22 protein-coding genes are annotated in these 21055 nt (G+C 37.5%); 14 read left to right on the top strand and 8 right to left on the bottom strand.

Going from position 1 to position 21055, the window contains the following annotated elements; genetic code table 11:
• Positions 1–103: 103 nt before the first annotated feature.
• Together BBI00_RS07195 and BBI00_RS07190 are read left to right on the top strand one after the other, a co-directional pair.
• Positions 104–2401: a tetratricopeptide repeat protein gene (locus BBI00_RS07195; protein WP_065398128.1), complete on the top strand. Its 2298-nt coding sequence runs from the start codon at positions 104–106 to the stop codon at positions 2399–2401.
• 18 nt (positions 2402–2419) lie between these two features.
• On the top strand, positions 2420–4885 hold the full coding sequence (locus BBI00_RS07190; RefSeq protein WP_065398127.1) for an SEL1-like repeat protein: 2466 nt from the start codon (positions 2420–2422) through the stop codon (positions 4883–4885).
• A 680-nt stretch (positions 4886–5565) separates the two neighbouring features.
• Here the strand turns inward: BBI00_RS07190 and BBI00_RS07180 are convergent.
• From BBI00_RS07180 to BBI00_RS07155, 6 genes are read right to left on the bottom strand one after another with little or no spacing between them, the layout of a single operon-like run.
• Positions 5566–6210, bottom strand: coding sequence for a DUF2306 domain-containing protein (locus BBI00_RS07180; protein WP_065398125.1), 645 nt, complete (start codon positions 6208–6210; stop codon positions 5566–5568).
• Positions 6211–6232: 22 nt separating this feature from the next.
• Complete coding sequence (nudK, locus tag BBI00_RS07175) at positions 6233–6814, bottom strand: GDP-mannose pyrophosphatase NudK (RefSeq protein ID WP_065398124.1); 582 nt, start codon at positions 6812–6814, stop codon at positions 6233–6235.
• A gap of 30 nt (positions 6815–6844) precedes the next feature.
• Positions 6845–7753 (bottom strand): TIGR01777 family oxidoreductase, encoded by a 909-nt coding sequence (locus tag BBI00_RS07170; protein ID WP_065398123.1) that lies wholly within the window; start codon positions 7751–7753, stop codon positions 6845–6847.
• 28 nt (positions 7754–7781) lie between these two features.
• On the bottom strand, positions 7782–8126 hold the full coding sequence (locus tag BBI00_RS07165) for a two-component system response regulator BaeR (RefSeq protein WP_065398122.1): 345 nt from the start codon (positions 8124–8126) through the stop codon (positions 7782–7784).
• Between the two features lie 6 nt (positions 8127–8132).
• Positions 8133–8726: an HPP family protein gene (locus BBI00_RS07160; protein ID WP_065398121.1), complete on the bottom strand. Its 594-nt coding sequence runs from the start codon at positions 8724–8726 to the stop codon at positions 8133–8135.
• Complete coding sequence (locus BBI00_RS07155) at positions 8727–9632, bottom strand: arginase family protein (protein WP_065398120.1); 906 nt, start codon at positions 9630–9632, stop codon at positions 8727–8729.
• A 356-nt stretch (positions 9633–9988) separates the two neighbouring features.
• On the opposite strand from BBI00_RS07155, the gene BBI00_RS07150 reads away from it, so the two are divergent.
• From BBI00_RS07150 to BBI00_RS07095, 12 genes are all read left to right on the top strand, one after another.
• Positions 9989–10321, top strand: coding sequence for a single-stranded DNA-binding protein (locus BBI00_RS07150; protein ID WP_065398119.1), 333 nt, complete (start codon positions 9989–9991; stop codon positions 10319–10321).
• A gap of 14 nt (positions 10322–10335) precedes the next feature.
• Entirely contained in the window at positions 10336–10791 is a 456-nt protein-coding gene (locus tag BBI00_RS07145; protein WP_228394732.1) for an HRDC domain-containing protein, read from the top strand.
• 441 nt (positions 10792–11232) lie between these two features.
• Complete coding sequence (gene hisS / locus BBI00_RS07140; protein WP_065398118.1) at positions 11233–12582, top strand: histidine--tRNA ligase; 1350 nt, start codon at positions 11233–11235, stop codon at positions 12580–12582.
• Positions 12583–12607: 25 nt separating this feature from the next.
• Positions 12608–13336, top strand: a complete 729-nt coding sequence (locus BBI00_RS07135; RefSeq protein ID WP_065398117.1) for an SHOCT domain-containing protein — start codon at positions 12608–12610, stop codon at positions 13334–13336.
• Between the two features lie 12 nt (positions 13337–13348).
• The gene (locus tag BBI00_RS07130) at positions 13349–14047 is read left to right on the top strand and encodes a PH domain-containing protein (RefSeq protein WP_083988443.1); all 699 of its coding nucleotides are present in this window, start codon (positions 13349–13351) and stop codon (positions 14045–14047) included.
• Positions 14048–14066: 19 nt separating this feature from the next.
• Positions 14067–14561, top strand: coding sequence for an SHOCT domain-containing protein (locus BBI00_RS07125; protein WP_065398115.1), 495 nt, complete (start codon positions 14067–14069; stop codon positions 14559–14561).
• Between the two features lie 298 nt (positions 14562–14859).
• On the top strand, positions 14860–15720 hold the full coding sequence (locus tag BBI00_RS07120; RefSeq protein WP_065398114.1) for a PH domain-containing protein: 861 nt from the start codon (positions 14860–14862) through the stop codon (positions 15718–15720).
• 84 nt (positions 15721–15804) lie between these two features.
• Positions 15805–16710 carry a PH domain-containing protein gene (locus BBI00_RS07115; protein WP_083988533.1) on the top strand — a complete coding sequence of 302 codons (906 nt, stop codon included), beginning with the start codon at positions 15805–15807 and terminating at the stop codon, positions 16708–16710.
• Between the two features lie 10 nt (positions 16711–16720).
• Complete coding sequence (locus tag BBI00_RS07110) at positions 16721–17566, top strand: PH domain-containing protein (RefSeq protein ID WP_123902228.1); 846 nt, start codon at positions 16721–16723, stop codon at positions 17564–17566.
• 17 nt (positions 17567–17583) lie between these two features.
• Complete coding sequence (locus BBI00_RS07105) at positions 17584–18231, top strand: GNAT family N-acetyltransferase (RefSeq protein WP_065398111.1); 648 nt, start codon at positions 17584–17586, stop codon at positions 18229–18231.
• A 65-nt stretch (positions 18232–18296) separates the two neighbouring features.
• The gene (locus BBI00_RS07100) at positions 18297–18827 is read left to right on the top strand and encodes a PH domain-containing protein (protein ID WP_065398110.1); all 531 of its coding nucleotides are present in this window, start codon (positions 18297–18299) and stop codon (positions 18825–18827) included.
• A 99-nt stretch (positions 18828–18926) separates the two neighbouring features.
• Entirely contained in the window at positions 18927–19718 is a 792-nt protein-coding gene (locus BBI00_RS07095; protein WP_065398109.1) for a class I SAM-dependent methyltransferase, read from the top strand.
• A gap of 113 nt (positions 19719–19831) precedes the next feature.
• On the opposite strand, the gene BBI00_RS07090 is transcribed toward BBI00_RS07095, so the two are convergent.
• Both BBI00_RS07090 and BBI00_RS07085 read right to left on the bottom strand, forming a co-directional pair.
• Positions 19832–20068: a YtxH domain-containing protein gene (locus tag BBI00_RS07090; RefSeq protein WP_065398108.1), complete on the bottom strand. Its 237-nt coding sequence runs from the start codon at positions 20066–20068 to the stop codon at positions 19832–19834.
• Positions 20069–20168: 100 nt separating this feature from the next.
• On the bottom strand, positions 20169–21011 hold the full coding sequence (locus BBI00_RS07085; protein WP_065398107.1) for an isoaspartyl peptidase/L-asparaginase: 843 nt from the start codon (positions 21009–21011) through the stop codon (positions 20169–20171).
• Positions 21012–21055: the final 44 nt, after the last annotated feature.

Genomic DNA, 21055 nt, shown 5'->3' with positions numbered 1-21055 from the left:
TTCCTTTTGTTTTTTATATTTTGCATGCCACATCATGTGAATCCTGTATTTGTACAGGCAAACAGAAAATGTACCTATTGAATTATAGAGCAAAATATTAATAATGTACGACAAATTACAACAACTGTTTTACAGAGGAGAACTGGATCAGTGTATTTCAGAAGGAGAGCTGTATCTATTATCACATCCAGAAGATGAAGAGGTCTTATTTTTAATGGCAGTGGCTTATCATGATATTGTTTATTATGACGGGCATGAAGAGGTTTATGAAGCGATCAGGGATCACGTCATTCCTTATCTTCGCAGAATCCTGCAGTTGAATCCCAATAATCAGAAAGCTTTATACAATATTCTGAGCTATCCTTTAGACAATGAATATACCCTGATGCAGATAGGAAGAAGCAAGAAACATATCACCCGGGATAATAAAAATGAATTTATAAGCTATGCGGAACGTATGCTGGAAGATCCTGAATATGCCGGATATGGGTATGATTTTCTGGTTAAAATATATGAATCACTGGAAGAAAACCAGGCCCTTCTGAACAGCCTTGAAGCCGGCATATATTATTTCGGGAAAGATGCTGATAACCGGGAGCTGAAAGATAAGAACACCTCCTTATTCTGGATCAAAAAAATCTACCTTCTCGATCGTGAAAAAAAGGTTTCCGGAGAAGAGCTCGTTGCTGTTATTGAGCAGGGGCTTTCTACATTTGTAAGCAGGAATGAATATGATTTTATCAACCTTGCAGATATTGCCTATGAAAATAATGCTCCGGATCTTTCGCTGAAAATCATGCTGAAGGCAATTAAAGGTGAAAATTCCTCTGCATTCATCCATGAAAAACTGGTGGAATGGCATCAGCGTTTTGCAGAACTTATTCAGAATGGGTTCAGTAATCCCGACGTTTTCTACTACCAGCTGATCATTGAACGGAATTACAGTGATATCCTGAATATTGCTCCGGATTTCTATTATCATCATGCCATGGAAGTGATCAGCAGCCACCCGGAACTTTTCTCAGGATATCATTTTGCCGGAACCTATCTTTACGAAAACGGACGTTATGCTGAAGCTATTCCCTTATTGGAAAAAGCCACTGCAATATCATCAAATGCCACAGCCTGGAGACGAAAAGCAGAATCGGAATATCACCTGTATAAAACCGTTACTGCTGAAATTCCTGAGTTTTCCGATGATCCGGCAGACATCTATAACGAAGGCGTATATATGAATGAATTTATAGATGAACTGGAGGATGGGAATGACAGACTTCAATGGACCGAAGTGAGCCGCACGGTCTATGAGCAGGCTTATGAAGCCTTCCGGAAATATTTTGAGGAAGGAAAGTGGGAGAGTGATTATCACAATGATCTGCATACAAGGGCAATGTGCTGTAATAATTTAGCCATTAAATATTCATTATTGGGTGATCGTCATGCTGCTGCCACAATTGCTTCTGAAGGACTTCGGTATTCAGAATTTATAGAGCTTCATCTGGTCCTGATTGACGCTTTGCTGGATGGAGGAAACTATGGAAAAGCAGAAGAAGCACTTACTGCCTATTTCAGTCTTTATGGGGAGTGTGAAGAATATTTTTACAAAAATCTATATTACAAAGCACGGCGGATTCAGCTATATGGAATTTCGGGAGGCAATAATGTCTGCCGGGAAGCTGAGGACTTGCTTACCTATATCTACCGGCACAGCATGGAAAATCCGGAAATTGATGATTATGATTACAGGGATCTGGAAGCCGGTAAAAATATATTGGAAGGCATTCTGTTTGAAGATTTGCACACAAAAGATCCGGATACAAGAAGATCTTATTATGAACAGGTTGCGGAACGTTTTCCACAGGAGCCCAATCCTCAGTATGCCCTGATGCAGATTTACAACGAGGAGCAGAACCATGCAAAAGTGGCTTCAGCAGCCAGGAATTATCTCGTTAATAAAAAAGAATTCCTTTTAGATGCTTTTGATAAAGCCAAAACCATTTATATGATTGTAAAAAGCGATTTTCTGCAGGGAAGTTATTCCGAAGCCGCTTCTGTATTCAGTCAATACGATGCTGAATGCGGGGAAGCGATGGATCCGGAAGATTATGTATTGTGGTTAAGCTATGGAATCAGGTCTTATGAAAAGCTGAAGAATAAAGATCAGACATTATTGCTGGCAGACCGGTTTACAGGCATCTACAATAATGAAGAATGGGGCTATGATGATCTCACGGAAAGTGTTGAACTGGCAAAAGCAGTGGTGCTCTATCAGTCAGGGAATTTAAAAGAAGCCCATGCGATATTGGATCAGGTGCGTTCGGTTTCAGATTATGATCCTGTTGCTGATGAATATAAAGCTTCATGGAAGAAACCGGGACTGTTTTCCAAATTCGGTTTTTAACAATTAAAGGATAAAAGTATGGCACACCGTATTTACGTATATAATGTGGATTCAAAAACAGGAGAACAATATTCCCACTATCTGGGTGAATGGAATTATGAGATCCCGGAATTGTTGCTTCCGCTATTTTCCTGTGATCCGAGATCGAAAGGAAAACTACTGTACTTTGACAAGATCAATGGGGTAGAGAGGCTGAAATCATTCTATCAGTTGCTGGGTGAGCACTATCAGCTGCTTTACAAAAAGGCATATTACGAGCCTGTCAACAAAATGTTTGAGATACTGGATGCTCTTCCTTATGACACTTTTGTGATAGATGCCTGGGATGTCTTCAATATGAATGAAGAGAAACACAGTGATCAGGCTAAAGACTGGGTGCTTGAGATCAAGGAAAAAAGCAGGCTGTATGATCAAGCGATGTCTAAACAGAATCTGGGCTGGCTGGAAAAAGAAATATTTGCCAGAAGTGGCTATGAATCCTTCCTGGATATGCTGCAGACAGACTGGGTAGAATATGGTCTCGGCTATTGGAATGATGAGCTGTATAAAAACCCTGCAGAAACTTTTGAAGAAAACAGCCTTTGGGGATTAAAAGATAAAAAAGGAAATATTGTAACACCGGCCGTCTATGACGAAATATTTGCTTTTAATGAAGAAGGAATTGCCGTCGCTCAGAAAAACGGACAGTTCGGGTATCTGCGTAATGATGGAAAAGTACTTGTAGCGTGCGCCTATGATGAAGCGTTTGATTCTCTTTTTATAGAAAACAGGAGCTATGGAATCATAGAAAAAGACAGCAAAAGCGGGCTAATTGATATTGACACCGGAAAAACTGTTATTCCCTGTGAATATGATGAGCTGGAGCTGTTGTGGTACAACGGGCTTTTCAATGCTAAAAAAGAAGGTAAATATATGGTCATTGATATAGCCGGTAAACAGGTTATTAGCAATGAATCGGAAGGGCCGTTTGAACATGATTATTCCGGTCTTCTTTATCAGAAGAAGGCGGGGACTTCCAGGAGGGCTTATTATACATTTGACGGTGTTTTCTTGGGAGAATATCCTGAAGATGTACTGTATCCTGTTTCAGACGGATACTATTCAGCCAACCCCAATAAATTCCAGAAAAAACATAGCATCATACAGCCGGATGGAAATCTTCTGGATACCGAAATCGATAAGCTTGTGAGACTGGACGACTGGTCATCTTTTGCTTACAAAAAAGATAAGAGATGGTTTATCCTGGATACAAAACATAAAGTATACAGATTAAGTGACCATGTCATTGAGAATATAACGGTTAGTAATTTCAATTATCTGATAAAGGATGTAATGATCATTACGGATCATACCGGAACAGGTTTGTATAATGTTCTTGAAGATCAATGGCTTCTGCCTTTATCCGAAAACCACCGTAAAATTGAAATCTGCAGTCACGAAGCATTTCGTATAACAACCCGTGACGGCATGTTTTATTATGATCAGAAAACGGGAACTTCCAGTGAAGTATATGATTATATCTGTGAAGGTATAGAATACCAGGAAGAATTACTTTGTCTTTTCAAAAAAGAGGAAATGTTTATTCTGGATATCAACAGGGTGTTGCGTCCTGTACCTGATGCCAAAATGGGAGCTTTGTATAAACAGCGCTATAGCCTCCGTGGAAAAGATCTGGAATATTTCACGGGTTTTTATAATCAATGGAAAGAAAGGATAGGCTCCGGATATGAGGCTTATTTTGATAATGATACCCTAAACTCACGGGCAGCTGAATATCAGAAAGAAGGAAACATCAAAGATGCGGTAAGGCTTTATAGTATAGGGGCAGATCGTGGGGATGCAGATATGATGATGGAACTGGGATATATCTATACAGACAGTGATATTCCGGAGTTTTATGATCTTGAAAAAGGTCTTTTTATGTATGAAAAGTCGGCGCAGAAAAACCAGCCCTATGCATGGAATAATCTGGGGTACCATTATCAGGAGGGGATAGGATATCCTCAGGATATCAAAAAAGCATTAAAATGTTTCCGGAAAGCTGCAGAGCTTGGAAACGGATTGGCTTTACAGAACCTTGGAAACCTGTATTTCTATGGCGAACATCTGTTGCAAGACTATGATATTGCCCTGGAATATTATAAGCAGGCAGAAAAAAAACTGTATCCCAACTCACAGAATATGTCTGAAATCTACTACCGGAAAAACGATTATGCCAATCTGCAGCGGTATTTAAAAAGAGACCATGAAGATTCTTATTCCCATATTTATTATGGAATTTTATATGATGAAGGACTAGGCGTGAAACAAAGTTCCAAAAAAGCAATAAAACATTACGAAAAAGCCCTGGAATATTACACGTATTCCTACGCATTGGAAAGATTGCTGTATTATTATAAAGAAGATCCTGACTTTGCGGATCCTGCAAAATATAACTACTGGAAGACGTTTGGTGAGGAAAACGGTATGGATGTACAGGATTAAATTCTTTTAAGCTATTGATTTTGAATAGGATATAAGGAATTAAAAATAACTTTAAAATTGTACAGCGCCTTCATGATTTTCCTTAATTTTAAAATAATCATTTTTAATAAAAAAATAACCATATGTATTTTGACTGGATCTATCTTTTTCTCTTCCTGTGTTTTCTCCTTATAATTGGGATTTTTGGAGGGATTTCTTATGTAATCATGCGTTTTTGTAACCGATGGACCCAAAACCATAAATATGAAGTGCTGTTGAATACCATCATATTCATTGTGGCATTTCTACTGGTATCGTCTCTCAGTACTTATATCTTTGCTACAAATGTTTCTTTTGAGCGGTAATAAGTTTTGTTTGATTCAGAGAATTAATGAAAATTGAAATAACATTAGAGATTTTAAACCATTGAGTGAAAGGTTATGTTTTGCTTTAAATTCGTGATGTTTGTATCTCTTATGTTGTTTTTTAATTTTAAAATAATAGTTTTACACAAATTAACCCAATGGACTCATTAACTGCTTTAACGATATTTTTTGTGGCACTTTTTGCCGGAATTTCCTATCTGATTATGAATTTCTTTAATCGATGGACGAAAGATAGCCGATACAGGATCCTTTTTAATACATTAATATTCATTGGTTCGTTTTTGCTTATAGCAAGTGTTACCCTCTGTATTTTTATTATGAATCTCTCTTTTGAGCGATAGGAGCGGAGTTTTTTCTAAGGATAAGATAAGCAATCAATAGGTTGATGACAAGGGCCAGCCAGACATTGGTTCCATAGAAAAGTTCATAATCGTGATACTTTTCATCATAAAACAGATTTTTAATGAGCCTGAAGGTAATGGCAGTAGTGGTTACGGCATAGCTTAAGATCATATAATTCTTATGCCTGTCAACATTTCCACGTTTGACTGAAAGTACCGCAACCACAGTAAAATAGGCCCAGAGAATATCCTGTATCAGAAATCCCGTAATGCCTATAAGCCCTCCATTGGAAAATAATCCAAGAACAAAACAGGCGGGAACATTGATCATGAGAATATTATAAACATAAACTTTACCAATGATTCTGTGAAGATTTTTATTCTCTGTCAGAAACTGATTCGAAAACTGTGTTAAGCCGGCCAGAAGGCAAAGCGTTATCGAAAAAATATGGACGTAGAAAAAAGCCATCCAGTACGGATTGTTGACGACCTGTTGCTTGAAGGCCAGAAACCCGATATTTTTTTCAAAAGAAGTATACTGGGAAATCGTTTTCAGCATCAGTATACTGAAAATAACAACTGAAAACAGAGCAATTACTTTAACGATTTTTCCAGCCACAGCTTACATGATTATAAATTTACTATAATATTCCTTTGATCCTTAAATGCTGTAACAGCATAATTGTCTTCGCATCTTTAATTTCTCCGGTGTCAATCATTGAAAGTGCATCATTGAAAGATAATTCCAGTACCTCAATATTTTCTCCTTCCTCTTCAAGGCCGCCGCCATCCGTAATTTTCATATCATTGGAATATTCTGCGATGAAAAAATGAAGGATTTCCGTTACAGAACCGGGAGACATATACGCTTCAAATATCTTTTCTACCTTAGAGATCTTGTAGCCGGTTTCTTCTTCAGTTTCTCTTCTGATACAGTCTTCAGGGTTATCCTGATCCAAAAGTCCCGCACAGGCTTCAATCAGCATCCCGGTTTCATTTCCGTTGATGTAGGTAGGAAGTCTGAATTGTCTGGTCAGAATAATCGTCCTGGAAACGGTATTGTAAAGCAATATCACCGCTCCGTTACCCCGGTCATAGGCTTCTCTGCTTTGGGTCTCTGTGGTTCCGTCTTTTTTGTGAACCGTAAAAGTAACTTTGTTTAAGGTATACCAGTTGTCTGATAAGATCTCTATTTTTATAATATCAATGTCGGGATTCTGCATAGTGTTGTTTGAATTCTTTATTTTTTATAGTTATTGATCCTTTAACAGATCTTTTAAAGCATTTTTCAGATCCGGGAATTTAAAATGAAATCCCGCATCCTGAATTTTCTGTGAAGAGGCCCGTGAACCTTCCAATATAGCATTGGCAAGCTCGCCAAACAGTATTTTTAGAATAAAGGCAGGAACATTGGGCATCAATAAAGGTTTATTCAGAACCTCTGCTACTTTCTTTGTAAAGTCAGCATTGGTGACATGCTGAGGTGAAACAGCATTGTAAGCACCATGAATATTGACATTCTTTAAAGCAAATTCATATATAGAGCAGATATCTTCAATATGAATCCATGGCATGTACTGTTTACCGTTTCCTAATGGAGATCCTATATAATATTGAATAGGAGGGATCATTTTCTTTAATGCTCCGTCTTTTTCAGAAAGAACAACCGCAGTTCTTATCTTAACCACTCTTTCTGCAAGGTTGTGTTCCTTGAAATGATCAGCAGCCCTTTCCCAGAGCACCACCACTTCACTCAGAAAATCATGGCCGGGGAGATCATTTTCAGAATATATTTTTTCCGTAGTTTCCGTTCCATAAAAATTAATTCCTGAAGCCGAAATAAAAGATTTAAGTTTGATCTCTTTCCTGCTCAGTGCATTTTGTAATAATGCTGCAGAATCTGTTCTGCTGGAAATCAATTCTTTCTTTCGTTTTGCTGTCCATCGTTTTTCAGAAATATTGGCACCGGCAAGATGAATAATGTGAGAAACATTTTCCAAAGCAGATTCCTCAATGGTTCCTTTTTTTATATCCCATTCATATTCATTGGCATATTTCTTTTTCCGGGTCAGAAACCTCAGTTCATATTCATTTTCAATTTTCCCGGCCAGCTTCCTGGCGATCATGCCATTGGCACCGGTAATCAGAACAATTTCTTTCATAATAATAGTTTTAATGTGATCCGGAAGATTATGACTGATTTTTTACAATCAGCACAAAGTCATCTTCAAGGAGTTTATAGCCATAATCATAAATAAACCTGTATTCAGAACCATTTTTATAAACTTTAAGACTGGTAAAATAATCGAAATCAAAACCTAAGCTTTCCAGTTTAGAACGGCTTGCTTTAGTTTTGCCTTCAATGTTGGTTTCTACAAGGATTCTGTAGTTTTTGCGAAGTTTGTTGTTGATATTCCGCATCAGGTTCGTAGAATCCTTATTCTGTTTATTGTTGTAGGCGTTCCGGCAGGCATCATTGCAAAACTTTTTATCAGACCTTCCGATGATTTTTTCGCCACATTCCAGACAGTTCATTTTTATTTATTTGGTGTGATGGGTATGTCTTTTCTTTAACAGTCTTTTAAACCTGCTGTGGGAAGGATAACTTCTGTTAGGCGTAATATTGTTGAAAAACAATGCTACAAGCAGCAGGATAATACACCCCGAAAGAACCGGAGAGATAACGTACCAATACCCTAATTCCGGAATTTTTCCCGTCGAACTTACTGCAATCAATGCTGTAGCACCTCCCGGAGGATGCAGGGTTTTTGTATACTGCATCAGCACAATGGAAAAGGCAACAGCCAATGGTGCCGAGAGCCAGATAATATCAGGGACAATCTTATAAACGGTAACCCCTACCAAAGCTGAAAGAACATGGCCTCCCACCAGATTTCTGGGTTGTGCCAGAGGACTCTGGATCGCTCCGTAGATCAATACACTCGAGGCACCGAAAGAACCGATCAGAAATATATTTTCAGTCTCTGTCAGAGAATGGGACTGGATGAATGCTATGATTCCGATCCCGAAAAATGCTCCTAAAAAAGACCAGAAATGCTCTTTGTAATCAACCAGCGTTTCCTTATAGATCACATATTTTGAGACTCTGAATGTTCTTTTTATTGTCTTCTTCATTTAATCTTCTTTACTTTTTATAATTTGAATTAGGTTTTCTATGAAAGGTTGGGTATATCTCCCGTTTTCATCATAATCAGGATCCAGAATGGTTATTTCTATGCCAAAACATCCGGGATTTTTAATCAGTGGCTCCAGCATGTCCTGGAGGTCTGTATAACTGATTCCATCTTCCATTCTGCTGTCAACGGCAGGCATCAGTTCATCTTTCAGGACATCCACATCAAGATGGATCATAAAGCCGTTCAGTTTCTTTTCATCTGTCATTTTCAGAAAATCTTCTGCTGTTTTGCTGAATCCGTTTTTCCTTAATCTTTCAATATCGAAATAATGCACCTTTGAACTGATGATCTGACTGACATATTCTTCGTCATCTGTTTCAGCATTTCCACAGCAAAAGATGTTCTCTTCCCTGAAGTAGGGCTTCAGACCCTCAATATTCGTTAATTTATCATGCCCCGTTCCTGAAATAATTGCAAGATCCATTCCTGCTGCACCTCCGGTTTCTGAGAGTTCAGGCGGAATAAAATCAGTATGCCCGTCAAGGTAAAAAAGTCCGAAATTGCCCAGCTTTTTTAAAGCAAGTGCATTGCCTATCAGAATACTGCAGTCACCGCCAAGAAAGATATTGAAGGAATTTTTATGATAATGGGTCAGAATAATCTCAGACTGTTTTTTAGCATATTCAATGATCTGATCAGCATTTCTGACTTTTGATTCTTCATCAAAATCCATTGCATATTCAGGAGCATCAATTCTGAATATGTTTTCAGGATCAATTCTTTTATGAAAACCGAACTTTCTGAGCCAGTCCGGAAGCTTTTTAACGCCGGGCTCTATCTCATGCTCTTTCTTTGTAAGTCCCAAATTGAGAGGAAACTCAAAAATATTGATGTCCCTTTTCATAAATGAATTTTCACAAAGATAAGGAATTATCCGTTTGTAAATGGATAGGTTTGAGGGTATAAACCACTTTTAGAAAGAAAAATAGGATAATTTGAATGAACTTAAAATAATCATTGAAAAAGTAATTTAGATAATATAATTGTCTGATTGATATCTATATAAAAGTAAAAAATGTCATGAAATAAGAAAATTTATAAAATAATCAACTTGATTTATCCGTTTACAAACGACTACAAATGAATTTAAATAGTTTATAACCGACTATTGTTTGGTGGCATCGGCAACTTTGCAACAGAGATTTGAGAAAACAGTGAACGTCTCTTATCTGAATTATTAATCTTTAAAATTTAAACGTTATGTCACTAAGAAACAAAGTAACATTAATTGGTTACACAGGAAAAGAAGTTGAAATGGTAAACTTCGAGAACGGAAATGTAAAAGCAAGTGTGTCGTTAGCTACCAGCGATCATTACACCAATGCCAAAGGCGAAAAAGTAGAAGAAACACAATGGCACAATCTGATTGCATTCGGACGAACAGCCGAAATTTTTGAAAGGTATGTTTCCAAAGGAAAGGAAATTGCCATTGAAGGAAAGCTTACGTACAGATCGTACGACGACAAAGACGGTACCAAAAGGTATATCACAGAAATTCGTGTAGATGAAATCCTGTTATTAGGAGGCAAATAATTCTAAAAACGCAAATGATGAAAGTGAAAGTTTTTAAAATAAGACTTCCTGAAGAATTTCTCTACAGAGACCAGAAAATGTTAGATGATTTCCTGGAAGCCAATGATATCATGAAAGTAGAAACAGCTTTCGTGAGTGAAGAACGCTATTGGTCTGTTATATTGTATTTTGATGAGTTAAAACAGGTTAAAAATACAGTGAAAGAGCCAAAGATGGTCAAATACTCTGCAGAAAACGACTCGCTGAGCTCTGACGAAGAAGAAATTCTGAACGCTTTGAAACTCTGGAGATCAGAGAAAGCAAGAGAACAAAATCTTCCGACCTACTTTATCGCAAGTAATAAAGAGCTGATGTCTGTTGCGAAGTATAAGCCTGCCAAAAAAGAAGAGCTGCTTGAAATCAAAGGATTTGGAAAACATAAAATTGAAAATTATGGTGAAGAGATCCTGGAAATTCTTGAAAGTGTATGATTTTTGAAATCAGATGAAAACAAAAGCTGAGGAAATTTTTTCCTCAGCTTTTGAATTTCCTGTATAAAATACATTGAGCAATTCCTGTATGGATATATTTTGTTATATGTTGTTTAGCCGGGGGAAACTAACTTTTATAATCAGTTCTAAATAATCTTACTGAAGGATAGTTTATATACTGCTCTGGCCGGATGAGTTGCCTTGCAATGACTTTCCAGTTCAAACATATAAGGCAAATCGAATCCGGTTCTTTTTTTCAACTTATTTTATACTATGTAAAGTCCCTGCAATTCCTTATTTTTGCAGGACTTATCCGGTGAAATAATCTAAATCTTAATTTTTAAATTATAAAATAGAGAAAAAGTCTTAGATGTTTAAGGCTTTATCAAAAATATGGATGAGCCACAACAAGTTTAATTAATATCATTGATCCATTATAAAATGAAGCCAAGTTTAGCAAAAGGAACGAGAGATTTTACAGCACAGGAAGTTTCCAGAAGAAAATACATTATCAATATTCTTCAGAATAATTTTGAATTATTCGGATTTCAGCCATTGGAAACACCAAGCTTTGAAAATCTTTCCACGTTGACAGGAAAATACGGAGAAGAAGGTGACCGCTTGATTTTTAAAATATTAAACTCAGGAGATTATACTTCAAAAGTAAATCAGGAAGATTGGGACCATAAAAGTCATCAGAAGCTTACTTCACAGATTTCAGATAAAGCCCTTCGTTATGACCTTACTGTACCTTTTGCAAGATTTGTAGCTATGAATCATGGAAAACTGACGTTTCCGTTCAAACGCTTCCAGATTCAGCCGGTATGGAGAGCAGACCGCCCTCAGAAGGGGAGATACAGAGAATTTTATCAGTGTGATGCAGATGTTGTGGGAAGTGAAAGCTTATTGCAGGAAGTGGACCTCGTTCAGCTGTATTTAAAATCATTTGCCGATCTGAAAGTGCCTGTTACCATCCATATGAACAACAGAAAGATCCTTTCCGGATTAGCTGAATATGCAGGCATCACAGATAAACTTATTGATTTCACTGTTGCTTTGGATAAACTGGATAAGATTGGAAAAGAAGGCGTTGTAAAAGAATTGCTGGAAAGAGAAATCTCTCAGGAATCTATTGATAAACTGGACTTCCTGTTCAGCCAGTCGGACGATGCTTTGGAAAACCTTCTGCAGTTAAAAGAAAAATTTGCAGGAAATGAGACCGGACTGAAAGGAGTAGAAGAGCTGGAATTTGTTCTTACACAATCCTTGAATCTTGGTGTTGATATTCAGAATCTTGTGTTCAATATTACTTTAGCAAGAGGCCTGGATTATTATACAGGAGCTATTTTTGAAGTAAAAGCAGATGAAGTAGCCATGGGATCTATCGGCGGCGGCGGAAGATATGATAACCTTACAGAAGTATTCGGAGTAAAAAATATTCCGGGAATTGGGATTTCATTCGGATTAGACAGAATTTATCTGGTGATGGAAGAATTAAATCTTTTCCCTGAAGAAGCATCTTCTAAAATAGAATATCTTTTTGCCAATTTCGGAGGTGAAGAAACTACAGAAGCTTTAAAGCTGATCATGCAGCTGCGGGCAAAAGGAATTTCAGCAGAATTATATCCTGAGAATGCCAAAATCAATAAACAGTTTACCTACGCAGAAAAGAAAGGGATCAAAAACCTTGTTTTCTTAGGCGAAGAAGAAATTAAAAATAATACAGTTACCTTTAAAAACCTTGAAGCCGGAGAACAGAAGACGGTTTCTTTGGAAGATTTTTTAGGATAACAGAATAAACTAATACCATTTCGTCATGGAAAAGTGTGTCGGTTGTTCAACGCTGCTGAAGAATGCTACCGGCTTTTTTTCTACGGGAGAAGAACTTGCTAATAAAACTTATATATGCGACCCCTGTAGTGAAAAAGCCCGAACTGCTTTCAGAAATATGAATCTGGGCAATGTTGTTTATTTTAAGAGCTATACTTCTTTTCAGATACAGGAACTTCTGGCAAAAGACGTATTATTTCAGAACTTTATACATCATCTTGTCAAAACATATGACATTGCTTTTTCCAGCACTTCGTCAGTGATGAAATTATTCTTGGCACTTATTGAGAATGAATGGACAGAGCATGCCTCTAATGTTTTTTATGGCAATATATTCGGTATTTTGCTTGCTACCAACAAAAGGCTGATGTTTATAAGAGACAAATCGAATATAACGCTTCCTGAAATCATTGATTACCGGGATATTGTTTCCGTAGATTTTGTTGCATCTGAAGACCGGATAGACATTGGCACCCCAGATATTATACTGAGTTTTTCAGGTATATTGAAACAACCGGGACTATTATCCGGAAAAATAAAGAGGCAGGTAGAATTGATAAAAGGGAAACCGAAGCCTCAAACCGAGTCTTCCCCAAATTCCAATGAACTATCAGTTTTTGATGTCCTGGAAAGGCTTGGAGGTTTCAGACAAAAAGGAATCATCACTGATGAAGAATTTGCTGAACAAAAGAAAAAATTACTTGAACGCTTGTAAACTGTAAAAAAGATGAGTATAAGTTGTGTCATATGTAACGGCGATATTTCATTTTGGAGCAGGGGAACGCTTCAGGATAATACAGATATCTGTGGCGATTGCAAATCTGAAATGAACAAAATATACAGTGGTTTTTCTTCAAACTGTAATGAGTTTAGCCTTTATCAGGTGAGAACATTATTAAAAAAAGAGGTAGGGTTTAGAGAATTCATGGCTCATCTCTTTAAAGTCAATCCAAGCCTTTCTGATTATTCGGAAATGGCATTACGAAAGATTTTCCGGACGATCTATGAAGATGAGCTGATTCACGGGATATTTGCAAAGCATTATAAGAGAGGATATGGAACCTTTGTTGCAACCGATAAAAGGCTGATCTTCATTGATGCCGGCGACTATCTGAGTTTTGCATTTAAAGAAACCATACCTCTTGAAAATGTTACTTCAATTGATTTTTTACCTTCGGATAATACAATAGTCATTATTACACCCCAAAAAGATATTAAATTGGAGCCTGAAAACCAGGAACAAGGAGCTGCATTTTGTGAAGCAGTAAGCCATTTAATGGCGAATCAGGGTGAAACGGCACCTCACGAGCAGTCTGTTACAACCATTTTAGATCTTATAGAACGGCTCGGAACATTAAAACAAAACGGAATTCTGACCGAGCAGGAATTTTCACAGGAAAAGATAAAACTGTTTAATAAGCTATAAAAAATCAAACCATCCGTCCATGCAAAATATAAAATATCAGATCAGATACCTCAACCCGGATCTATTGTCATGGCCTGCAGAAGAAATAGACCAGCTTCCTGATATTTTGATGGAGGATGAAAACCTTCTCCATATTATAGACGGGATATATGATGAGATGGCAGTACTTCTTCTTTCTACAGATAGCAGGATGATTATGAAAGGACTCGGAATTGATTTTATAGAAGTTATTCCTCATGAAAAAATGATCCTTATCCAATATCTGAAATCCCAGGAAATCCTTGAATTGTGTACTGAAGAAAAGATTTTTCATTTGCGGGAAACAAGCCCGGAGCTTGCTCAGCAGTTTTGTACAACGGTAAGTACATTTCTTAGTGGAGATAATCCAACAGAAAAAAATTCTGATACCGGGATTTTTGAACTTTTAGAACAACTTGGAAAACTCAGAGAAAGTGGAATTCTTACCAATGAAGAGTTTACAGAACAGAAAAAGAAACTCCTGGAGAAGCTGTAAATATACCCACAAATAAAATAGATGATTACTGTATTTATAGTACTGAAGTCAATGGCATGAAATTCAGATTTTTCAGAGAGCAACAAGTAAAAGAGACTGTATTTTCGTTAAATTTCTATAGACATTACCTATATATTTTAAGATTGAGATAGCAAAAGGAAATCCGTTTTGACAAATCCGAAGATTTAAATATTTTTAGGACGGAAAATCGGATCAGAATTTGTAATTTGGATGATAACAAAAACAGGAAAGAATTACCAGCCTGTTTTCATTAAAAACTCTTAAACATAAAAACCAGATGAATATGATTTGCGCATTATGTGGAACACCGCTGACGGCTACAGATATGCTTGTAGGGAAAAATAAACTTGCAGATGGCGGTTATCTGTGTGCTGAATGCTTTACAAAAGCCGTTCGTGTCAATCCTGATCTTCTCAATAATCTTGATCAGTTTTACTTTGCAGAAATTACAGGAATGCTTCTTAAAAGTAAAATTGATGCCAGCCAGGATCCAGGGGAATCCCAATATGCCGGGGGAAGTACGTATGCTTATGATGCACCCACCAGGCTCGACGAAATTAAAGATCAGATTGTAGCGCTCAATGCAAGACTCAGTGTTTTAGCGAATGAAGAAGTCAACGAGTTGGCCCATATTCTGGACAGAGATGAAAAGCTGTTAGCCATAGCTGAAGGAATTGATCTTCAGAGTAAGCGGGAAGGAATTATTTTTTCGACCCAAAAAAGAGTGGCTTTCATCGATAAGAAATTCTTAGGTGGAGTGGTAAAGAATGAGTTTCCTCTTCATAGTATTTCTTCCATTGATCATGCTGAAAATCTTTTGTATTCAATTCTGAAGGTGAATACCAGTGCAGGTACAGCAGAATTTAAATTACATAATAAAAACGACGGCAGATCATTCACGGGTATTAACAGAAACTTCAGGTATTCTGAACCTGTAAAACAGGATTCCAGACCCTTACAGGCTTTTTCTCAGTCTATTCCCGATTTTGCTCAGGAAAATGTATACAGCACCAATCATCAGCAATCTTCCGGAACTGTTTTTGAGCAGTTGGAAAAACTGGGTAAACTGAAAGAAATGGGTGTGCTGACAGAAGCTGAATTTGCAGAACAAAAGAAAAAGTTGTTGGATAAACTCTGATTATCTGTACTAAAATCATGGAAAAGCCGGGACAGACTTTGTATTCTGACCTTACTTGAAAATTTGTAAACATAAAAAATTAAAATGAACACAGATTGTGCTCTATGTGGATTGCCATTAACTTCAATGGATACCCTCCTGGGAGAAAACAAACTCTCTGACGGAGGTGTTTTGTGTAATAAATGTCTGAATAAAGCAACCAATATCAATAAAGATCTTGTGTCTGACCTCGCCAGCTACAGTTTGGTGCAGATCAGGGATATTGTCCTGAGAGAAAGTGTAGAGAATGCTGAAGAACAGATTGAAGTTGAGATTCCGGCTCCTCAGGCTCAGATAATCACAGAGACTTCTCATTCATTCCAGTTTAGCTTTACTACAGGAGGAACATCACCTGCCAGCAGACTTGATGAAATCAAAGATCAGATTGTAGCATTGAATGCCAGACTCAGTATTTTTGTCAACAGTGAGGTAAAGGAACTGGTCAATGTTCTCGATAAAAATGAGAAGATCATTGCCATTGCAGAAGGAAAATACCTGTATAATAATCTTGAAGGGATTTTAGTTTCAACAGAAAGCAGAGTGGTTTTTGTTGATAAAAAGTTCTTTGGTGGTGTATTTGAAAATGAGTTTCCTCATGATAAAATCTCATCAATGCAGCATAGCTCCGGGTTGATGTCGTCCGAGCTGAAAATCTTTACAGACAGTATTAAAGCAGAATTCAAGCTTTATAACAGAAATGCAGCGAAAACATTTTATGACGCGATTCATGGTTATGTATATAAATCAGGAAACCAATCGGCAAAACAACAACAACAACAACAACAACAACCTGTAAAGCAATCTGAAAGATCTCAGCCGGGGCCGGTGAAAAAAGAAGATCCTGCAGTCATATTTGATAAGCTTGAAAAATTAGGTAAGCTTAGAGAAAATGGTATATTAACGGAAGAAGAATTTGCAGAACAGAAAAAGAAGCTGTTGGATAAATTATAAAATAAAAGAGATGAGTAATAATTGTTCATTGTGTAATGCAGAGTTAACCTCTATGGATACGCTTCTGGGAGCAAACAAGCTTTCGGATGGCGGTATTTTATGCAATAAATGTTTAGATAAAATAAGTAACCTCAATCAGGAGCTGTTGTACAATCTGAATACGTTCAGCATTGGTGATATCAACAGTATGTTACAGAAAGGGAGAACAGAATCCCTCGTGCCAATCGCACAGACAGAACAGAACCTTCCTTCACTTACAGAGCCTGAGCCACAGGATATATCAGGTGAAGTATACAAACGCAGAAAGAGAAAGATAAAATATGAGCTGGAAAAACTGAATGCCAATCTTTCCGTCTTTACCAAAGGGGAGATCAAGGAGCTTCCTTATCTGATTTCAGAAGACGAAAAAATCATTGCGATAACAGATGCCCAATTCATTAATACACTGGATGCAGGGGTTTTGGTTGCCACAGCTTCAAGGCTGCTTTCCGTATCAAAATCAATGTTTGGAGCTGCAAAGATCAATATATATCCCAATGAGACCATCAGATCTGTAAGCTTTGTAACGGATCCCAGGTCACCCATTATCAAATTACATTTAGAGGAAAGAGTAGTGGAATTTGAGTGCTATATGGATAAAGAAGATGCGGAAAAGTTCTACGATAAAATCAGAACGATCTATAATCCTCCTGTAGAACAGCCCCAAAAACAAATTGGCAGTACTGAAGCAAAAAGCAAATCTTCTGAAACCATTTTTGAGCAGCTTGAAAAACTGGGCAAACTGAGAGAAAACGGAATTCTGACAGATGCAGAATTTGCAGAGCAGAAAAAGAAGCTTCTGGAGCAGTTGGGATAATATTTGAAGGATTGATCATGCAAAATAAAGTGTCTGCAGGAATAGTGGAAAACTGGCTCAAAGGCTGGTCCTTATCAAGAGAACTGCCTTTTCCTACACAGTATAAGTCCGGATTTAAGGTGATCGTTGGATATGAAAATCAAAAGGAAAGATATGTGTTCCCTGAACTTAACGAAGATTTCTTTCAGCTTGCCGATTCCATTGATGAACCGTGGGTCTATCTGAAAGTATGTACTTCTCCGGATCAATTCATGGAAAAGATCCCGGAAAGATGGAAACTTCAGCCCCAGGGCTATATGATGACCTGCTTTCACCCAATGAACTTTCCGGAAGTTACACTGGCTGACGGATATCAGGTGGAATATGGGCAGTATAACTCGACCTTTATGGTAAGAATTGTTGCTGAAAACGGAGAGCAGGCTTCAATAGGCTATGTTGCACTGATCGATGATCTGGCAGTTTATGACAGAATTGTTACAGAGAAAAATCATCAGAGAAAAGGGCTCGCTTCCTTTTTGCTTAAAGAACTTGAAAAAATAGCTGTATCAAAAGGATTTACCAAGAATTTTTTAGTGGCCACAGAAGAAGGAAAATTACTTTATGAAAATTTAGGCTGGAGCGTCTACAGCCTGCATACTTCCGTGGTCATTCCTGGGCAGGACTAAGATTTTTATCAGATTCAATTATTTTCTTGTCAGGAAATAGTAATTTTGGCCCTTAAACTATTACTATGGAAAGATCAAGACTTGATGAAATAAAAGACGAACTCGAAAAACTGGATATCAATCCTACCATTTTTGCCAGAAAAGAGATTCGTGAACTTCCTGATATCCTTTCCGCTGATGAAAAGATTGTCTATCTGGTTGAAGGCAGGAATAAAACCGACAATCATCATATTATTTTAGTGGCAACAGACCGAAGACTGATTTTCGTAGATAAAGAATTCATGTACGGACTGAAAGTAGAGGACTTTTCTTACGATAAAGTAAGTTCAATACAATATGAAACCTCACTGTTACTGGCTTCTATAGATATTCATACGTCTGATAATATTGTAGAAATTGATGGTGTAGGGAAGTATTACGCTGAATTATTCTGCGAAAAGGTAAGGGATTTCATGGCCCGTCCCAAAGAATATATTCAGGCCAGGTCTGAACCTACCGTTTTAGATCAGCTGGAGCAGCTGGGACGATTGAAAGAGAATGGTGTTTTAAGCGAAAAAGAATTTAATGATCAGAAGAAAAAGCTGCTTGACCAATAGATAAAAGTCTGATCAGTTTTAGTAATATAACAGATTTGATTTCATGTATTCAGTATTTTTTCTGAAGCAGATCACAATTCTGATAAAAAAATAAACCTCATGGAAAATTACTTAGAAATAAACAAAAACTCATGGAATGCCAAAGTAGAACCGCATCTGAAGTCGGATTTCTATTTTGTAGATGAATTTTTAAAAGGAAGAAGCTCACTGAATTCTATAGAACTGGAGCTTCTGGGAGATATACAAGGAAAAACGATTCTGCATCTGCAGTGTCATTTCGGGCAGGATTCCATTTCATTATCGAGAATGGGAGCAAAAGTTACCGGAATTGATCTTTCAGATAAAGCTATCGAAACTGCAATAGATCTGGCACAGCAATGCGGTACCGATACAGAATTTATCTGTTCTGATGTATACAACCTGCCCAATATCCTGGATCAGAAATTTGACATCGTCTATACAAGCTATGGCACCATAGGCTGGCTTCCGGATCTTGAAAAATGGGCGGGTGTAATCAGCCATTTCCTGAAGCCGGGCGGTCAGTTTATCATGGCAGAATTTCATCCGGTGGTCTGGATGTTTGATGATGACTTTACAAAAGTAGCTTACAATTACTTCAATGAAAAACCGATTGTAGAAACCTATGAGGGAACCTATGCGGACCAGTCTGCCCCTATTGTACAGGAATACGTCATGTGGAATCATTCCCTGGCCGAAGTTCTGGACAACCTGGTTAAAAAAGATATGCAGCTGGAAACCTTCCGTGAGTTGGATTGGTCACCTTATCCGTGTTTCAGGCATGTGGAGGAATTTGAAAAAGGAAAATGGAGAATTCCACAGTTTGGAAATAAAATCCCGATCGTATTTGCTTTAGTGGCACAGAAGAAATAGGCTGCTTAGAGTCTATAGGATATTCAATTTTTATCGTAGATTAAAAAAGTCATCGCAATTATTACGATGACTTTTTTTTCAATATATGAATGTTAAAAAAAACTATCTGTTTTTTAGCTTAAAGAATCTTCAGCCTTTGTCTTCACTTCGTCCACTTTATTCTGAACCTGGGAAGCTACATCATTGGCTTTGTTCTTAAGATCATTTCCCCATTTATTAAAGTTGTCTTTTGCTGTATTGATTTTATCTTTCACAGCCTGCTGATCTTCAGGGCTTGAATTTTTATATTTCCAATAAGCTAAAGCACCTAAACCTAATAACGCTAATAAGCCTTTTGTTTTGTTTCCCATGATTTCTATTTTTTTAAGGTGTTAATATTAAAATTTGTTATTAATACTTATGTAAAATACGTGCCAAAAAATTAAATCGAGTTATAAAAAAATGTTAAATTTAAGAAAAGACTTCAAAATTTTTCCCGTCAAAACTGGCGAAAACCATAGTAGGATAGGAGTCCTGATGGCACACATTTCCTTCTTTATCTATAGCGATGGCTCCGGCAAACCCGTCAATAGTTTTGAGTTCGTCAAACGTTTTATTAAATGCATTTTCAAGACTCATTCCGTCTGTTACCCTTGTCACAATTTTGGCAGCAGTGGCATTGCTTACAATATCTTCTCCCACACCTGTACAGCTCACTGCACAGAAAGCATTGGCATAATTTCCCGCCACTGTGGCAGAATCTGAGATCCTTCCCGGAATTTCAAAACCTTTTCCGCCAGTAGAAGTGGCAACAGCCAGTTTTCCTTCTTTATCTATAGCTACACAGCCTACAGTTCCTTTTCCTCCGGTAGCCAGTCTGGCTTCATATTCTTTTCTTCGCTGTGGAATTTCCGTAGAAAAATTTTCAAATCCATGTTCTGTAGCATATATTTTGGCACCTTGCCCACCTAAAACCCTGTCATCTTCATCAATCAGATTTTTGGCAACAAAAACGGGATTCTTTACGTCCTGAATATTGATAACGCCGCTTAACCTCTGAGTTTCCCCGTTCATAATGGCTGCACTCATACGGATGATCCCGTCACTCTGAATCTGAGATCCGATCCCGGCATTGTACAGCGGATCATCTTCCAGTAGAGAAACAGCATAAGCAACGGTATCGAACGCAGAATGGGTTTGAAGGTATTCGAAAGCCTTTCGGGCAATTTCTTTTAACGAATTCTGTTTGGCTGTTTTTACTTCATGGCTTTGGTCACTCTCTGAGAAAAAACCACCGTGGATGATAACTTTCATAAATATAAATGATAATTGATAGACAATGTTTGATAGTCTTTACG

This window comes from Chryseobacterium arthrosphaerae (assembly GCF_001684965.1).
GTDB classification, from domain to species: Bacteria; Bacteroidota; Bacteroidia; order Flavobacteriales; family Weeksellaceae; genus Chryseobacterium; species Chryseobacterium arthrosphaerae.
This window is presented reverse-complemented; position numbering and strand designations above follow the sequence as displayed.

Excerpts from the sequence above, each read along its gene's own strand:
- BBI00_RS07090 (WP_065398108.1), bottom strand. The coding sequence starts at position 20,068 with ATGGGAAACAAAACAAAAGGCTTATTAGCGTTATTAGGTTTAGGTGCT.
- BBI00_RS07145 (WP_228394732.1), top strand. The coding sequence starts at position 10,336 with ATGATGAAAGTGAAAGTTTTTAAAATAAGACTTCCTGAAGAATTTCTC.
- BBI00_RS07190 (WP_065398127.1), top strand. The coding sequence starts at position 2,420 with ATGGCACACCGTATTTACGTATATAATGTGGATTCAAAAACAGGAGAA.
- BBI00_RS07115 (WP_083988533.1), top strand. The coding sequence starts at position 15,805 with ATGAACACAGATTGTGCTCTATGTGGATTGCCATTAACTTCAATGGAT.
- BBI00_RS07130 (WP_083988443.1), top strand. The coding sequence starts at position 13,349 with ATGAGTATAAGTTGTGTCATATGTAACGGCGATATTTCATTTTGGAGC.
- BBI00_RS07110 (WP_123902228.1), top strand. The coding sequence starts at position 16,721 with ATGAGTAATAATTGTTCATTGTGTAATGCAGAGTTAACCTCTATGGAT.
- BBI00_RS07155 (WP_065398120.1), bottom strand. The coding sequence starts at position 9,632 with ATGAAAAGGGACATCAATATTTTTGAGTTTCCTCTCAATTTGGGACTT.
- hisS (WP_065398118.1), top strand. The coding sequence starts at position 11,233 with ATGAAGCCAAGTTTAGCAAAAGGAACGAGAGATTTTACAGCACAGGAA.
- BBI00_RS07165 (WP_065398122.1), bottom strand. The coding sequence starts at position 8,126 with ATGAACTGTCTGGAATGTGGCGAAAAAATCATCGGAAGGTCTGATAAA.
- BBI00_RS07150 (WP_065398119.1), top strand. The coding sequence starts at position 9,989 with ATGTCACTAAGAAACAAAGTAACATTAATTGGTTACACAGGAAAAGAA.
- nudK (WP_065398124.1), bottom strand. The coding sequence starts at position 6,814 with ATGCAGAATCCCGACATTGATATTATAAAAATAGAGATCTTATCAGAC.
- BBI00_RS07095 (WP_065398109.1), top strand. The coding sequence starts at position 18,927 with ATGGAAAATTACTTAGAAATAAACAAAAACTCATGGAATGCCAAAGTA.
- BBI00_RS07120 (WP_065398114.1), top strand. The coding sequence starts at position 14,860 with ATGAATATGATTTGCGCATTATGTGGAACACCGCTGACGGCTACAGAT.
- BBI00_RS07085 (WP_065398107.1), bottom strand. The coding sequence starts at position 21,011 with ATGAAAGTTATCATCCACGGTGGTTTTTTCTCAGAGAGTGACCAAAGC.
- BBI00_RS07160 (WP_065398121.1), bottom strand. The coding sequence starts at position 8,726 with ATGAAGAAGACAATAAAAAGAACATTCAGAGTCTCAAAATATGTGATC.
- BBI00_RS07195 (WP_065398128.1), top strand. The coding sequence starts at position 104 with ATGTACGACAAATTACAACAACTGTTTTACAGAGGAGAACTGGATCAG.
- BBI00_RS07135 (WP_065398117.1), top strand. The coding sequence starts at position 12,608 with ATGGAAAAGTGTGTCGGTTGTTCAACGCTGCTGAAGAATGCTACCGGC.
- BBI00_RS07125 (WP_065398115.1), top strand. The coding sequence starts at position 14,067 with ATGCAAAATATAAAATATCAGATCAGATACCTCAACCCGGATCTATTG.
- BBI00_RS07105 (WP_065398111.1), top strand. The coding sequence starts at position 17,584 with ATGCAAAATAAAGTGTCTGCAGGAATAGTGGAAAACTGGCTCAAAGGC.
- BBI00_RS07170 (WP_065398123.1), bottom strand. The coding sequence starts at position 7,753 with ATGAAAGAAATTGTTCTGATTACCGGTGCCAATGGCATGATCGCCAGG.
- BBI00_RS07100 (WP_065398110.1), top strand. The coding sequence starts at position 18,297 with ATGGAAAGATCAAGACTTGATGAAATAAAAGACGAACTCGAAAAACTG.